Below are 3804 nucleotides of genomic sequence, written 5' to 3' on the forward strand. Positions count from 1 at the left end.
GAGGACCGCGAACTCTCCGAAGCCGAGAAGATCCGCCGCGAGCGGCAGGGCGTCCAGACCCGCGGCGTGGTCGCCTATGACTGGGATGAGGAGGGCCGCTTCATCCTGGTCCCGGTGGAGGGCGACCTCTGGCTCTATACGGTGGCGGATGGGAAGATCAGCCGCCTGACCAACTCCGCCGCCGACGAGATCGACGCCAAGGTCTCGCCCCTGGGCGGCTTCGTGTCCTTCGTGCGCGACGACAATCTGTTCGTCATGCCCTCCCAGGGCGGGGCGGAGCGAGCGCTCACCACCGACGGGACCGAGCTGAAATCCTGGGGTACGGCCGACTACATCGCCCAGGAGGAGATGGCCCGCCAGACCGGCTACTGGTGGAGCCCCGACGAGACCCGCATCGCGCTCACCCATGTCGACCAGACCGGCGTCGACGTGGTCGAGCGGCTGGATATCGGAGCGACGGGCGCGACCATCGTCAATCAGCGCTATCCCCGGGTCGGCCGCCCCAACTCGGTGGTGGACCTCTATGTCGCCGACGTCGCGACGGGCACGCGGGTGAAGATCGACCTGGGCGCCGAGACCGACATCTACCTGGCCCGCGTGAACTGGGCCAAGGACGGCAAGACCCTCTATGTCCAGCGCCAGAGCCGTGACCAGCGCCGCCTGGACCTGCTGGCCGCCGATCCGGCCACCGGCGAGACCCGCGTCCTGCTGACCGAGACCAGCCCCCACTGGGTGGAACTCACCGACGACTTCAAACCGCTGAAGGACGGCGGATTCCTCTGGTCGTCGGAGAAAAGCGGCTGGCGCCACCTCTACCGGCACGGCGCGGACGGCAAGCAGGTCGCCGTCCTCACCCAGGGCGACTGGCCGGTGGACGAGGTCGCGGGCGTCGATGAGACGCGCGGCGTGGTGAGCTTCACCGCCTTCAGGGACACCCCCATCGAGCGGCGGCTGTATGAGACGACCCTCGAGGGCGGCGGCGAACCCAAGGCCCTGACGCCCGCCGGCGGCTGGTGGACGGTGAAGATGGCCAAGGCCGGCGGCGCCTTCGTCGGCGCCTACGAGGACCCGGCCACCCCCCCGCAGACCGGCCTCTACCGCGCCGATGGGAGCCGGGTGCGCTGGATCGAGGAGAACAGCCTCAACCACGACCATCCCTACGCCCCCTATGCCGAACGCTTGCGGACCCCGACCTACGGCACGGTGAAGGCCACCGACGGCCAGGATCTGCAATGGTCCCTGCGCACGCCGCCGGGTTTCGACCCGGCCAAGCGCTATCCGGTGATCGTCCAGGTCTATGGCGGGCCGGGCAGTTCGACGGTGCGCAAGATCTGGCACAACCCCGCCGATCAGCTGTTCCTGGAGGCGGGCTACATCCTGTTCTCCCTCGATAACCGCGGCGCCCCCCACCGCTCCGTGGCCTTCAAGACCGCCATCGACCGGCGGCTGGGCAGGCTGGAGGTGGACGACCAGCTGGCGGGCGTCACCTATCTGAAATCGCTGCCCTATGTGGACGCAGCCCGCATCGGGGTCACCGGCTGGTCCTATGGCGGCTATATGAGCCTGCTGCTGATGACGGCGGAGAACAGCCCCTATGCGGCGACGGTGGCCGGCGCCCCGCCGACCGAGTGGACGCTCTACGACAGCCACTACACCGAGCGCTACATGGGCACGCCGGCCACCGATCCGGCCAGCTACGCCGACTCCGATGTGCTGAACCGGATCGGGCGGCTGATGCCCGGCGCCCTCCTGCTGATGCACGGCATGGCCGACGACAACGTCACCTTCGACAACTCCACCCGGCTGATGGCGGCGCTGCAGGCTCAGGGAACCACCTTCGAGACCATGATGTACCCCGGCCTGCGCCACCGCGCCGGCTGGACCCAGACCCACCTGCTGCACCGCATGCGGACGACGCTGGACTTCTTCGGCCGCAAGCTGGTGCCGGTGGCGGCTGCGTAGGGGAGGAGCAGATACTGAGAGCGGAGCGCGATCGCACCCGCAAGGGGAGGAGGACAAGAAGCGCGACTCCGGCGAACTGCGCGGCACCGGCCGGTACCGGGCCAGCATTCGCGGACGTCTCTCCCTGGCCAGCTAGCAGACGTTCCGAACTTCTGAGAAGGGTGGAGAGCGGACCTCAGGGCCAAGGGGGAATTGGCTTCCTTTCCCCAGGTGAAAGACCTCCCAGATGGGCGAGTACCGATTGGTATTCGGCATCTAGCGGTTGGTATTTTTTCAGACCATGCGCGACACCACCACCAGGGATGTCGCCGATCAGTTCAAGAGTGATGACGCCGTCGCTCGACATGGTTGCGACGCCGACATTCGTCCTGAGAGGAAGCTGCGAAGCGCATCCAATCAGCAAAGCAGCAAAGAAAAGAGGAGATAGGATCTTCAACATACCGGCGGCCTCCGTCCTCGGAATTCTCACAGGCATAGAGCACCTCCTGACGGTCAGCCTAAGCGGACGCTCAGAACGTCCCGAATGGGTGGATTTCGGACCTCAGCGACGGATAAGAAGCGGAGTCATCCCACTCAACGAACGCTGCTGATTGATGCTGGTCTTCACAAGCACGTAGTCTGGTTCGAAAGCGACTTCGAACGGACCGCGCCACTTGAACAACGGTGCAGGAAGGTGCTCGGCTCGCCCATCCCGGCCCAGACTTACGACACCCTTTGGCGACACCGCCAGCACTCTATCGTCCTCGGCCATCAACCCGAAGAATGGCATGGAGCAGTTAGGGCTGTCGGCGCCTGAACAAGGTTCGCTGTAGGCGGTCTCAATATCTGCATCGCACACCTCCACGAGACGGCCACGGGCTGTAGCGTGGACGAGCCCGACCGCCGCCAGCACACAGCCCGGCTTCCAAGGGGAGACCGCGATACCATTCACCGGATCACAATCGCTATTCAGAGGGCCGCCGCAGGGGTCGCTGGCCGCGCGATTCTCCAATCGTCGGACCTCCCCCGTCCGCCGGTCTATGGTCTGTAGTCCGCCTCCCCATTCGCCCACGTTGAGACCCACGAAGAGGCGAGCCGGAGTCGTGAGGACGACAGCTGGCAGCTTGCTTGGAATGCGGTTTGACAATGTCACCGCATGGCGAGTTAGACCCTCAAACTCGATCATCCGCCGGCTCGTGATCAGGGTCAGCCGGTCAGGTTCGCAGGTGATCGCGACCAAGCCATCGCCAATGGTGGGCTCGCTAACGATCTCGATCCAGCCGCTCTTGTTCCATCGCATCAGCTTCCAACCGGAAGCCGCACTATCCTGCGATGCGATGATAGGTGCGCCCTGCTGGACACAAAGGCCCATGACCGAGCCCGGTGCGGCAATCTTGACGGGTTCTTGAGCGTCCTGATCCAGGGCCCAAAGTTCTCCCGAATCCGAGAGAAGCCACAGCCGACCGACAGCGAAAACCCCGCTGCTGATCAAGTGTTCCTGTCCGGGGCGGCGCGGCTCGACGCTCGGCGCGTAGTGCGCAGGCGGAAATCGCTCCCAATCACCCCCTATCGCTGCAGCCAGAAGCGACAGACCGATGGCCGCAAGGATGAGGACGTAAGCTGAGCCTTTGAGCACCGCATTTCTCCGACTTCGCAGCTTCGCAGCAGGATCGGCGGTCGGCAATGACGGGTAGGATTCCTTGAAGGTGCGTCCCTGAAACGAGAACGCCCAAGGTCGGCTAAGGGTCGGGAGCGGGCCCACGCGCGTTCACCGCAAGCAGACGTTCCCCGCCCGAGACCGGACCCGACCAATGTCGCCAAAGGGTGGCGAGCCGCCGTTGGGAGCGGTGCAGCTTCCTGACA

3 protein-coding genes are annotated in these 3804 nt (G+C 65.4%); 1 reads left to right on the forward strand and 2 read right to left on the reverse strand.

The genetic code is table 11. The annotated features are described in order from the left end of the window. Positions 1-1962: S9 family peptidase (locus AAC997_RS12155; RefSeq protein ID WP_340645960.1), on the forward strand; the 1962-nt coding region annotated here is incomplete at its 5' end. 175 nt (positions 1963-2137) lie between these two features. Here the strand turns inward: AAC997_RS12155 and AAC997_RS12160 are convergent. Beyond that, positions 2138-2401, reverse strand: coding sequence for a hypothetical protein (locus tag AAC997_RS12160; protein ID WP_340645961.1), 264 nt, complete (start codon positions 2399-2401; stop codon positions 2138-2140). A 102-nt stretch (positions 2402-2503) separates the two neighbouring features. Further along, entirely contained in the window at positions 2504-3625 is a 1122-nt protein-coding gene (locus tag AAC997_RS12165) for a hypothetical protein (protein ID WP_340645962.1), read from the reverse strand. Positions 3626-3804 lie beyond the last annotated feature (179 nt).

Source organism: Phenylobacterium sp. (genome assembly GCF_037968635.1).
In the GTDB taxonomy this organism is placed as follows: Bacteria; Pseudomonadota; Alphaproteobacteria; order Caulobacterales; family Caulobacteraceae; genus Phenylobacterium.

Excerpts from the sequence above, each read along its gene's own strand:
- AAC997_RS12160 (WP_340645961.1), bottom strand. The coding sequence starts at position 2,401 with ATGTTGAAGATCCTATCTCCTCTTTTCTTTGCTGCTTTGCTGATTGGA.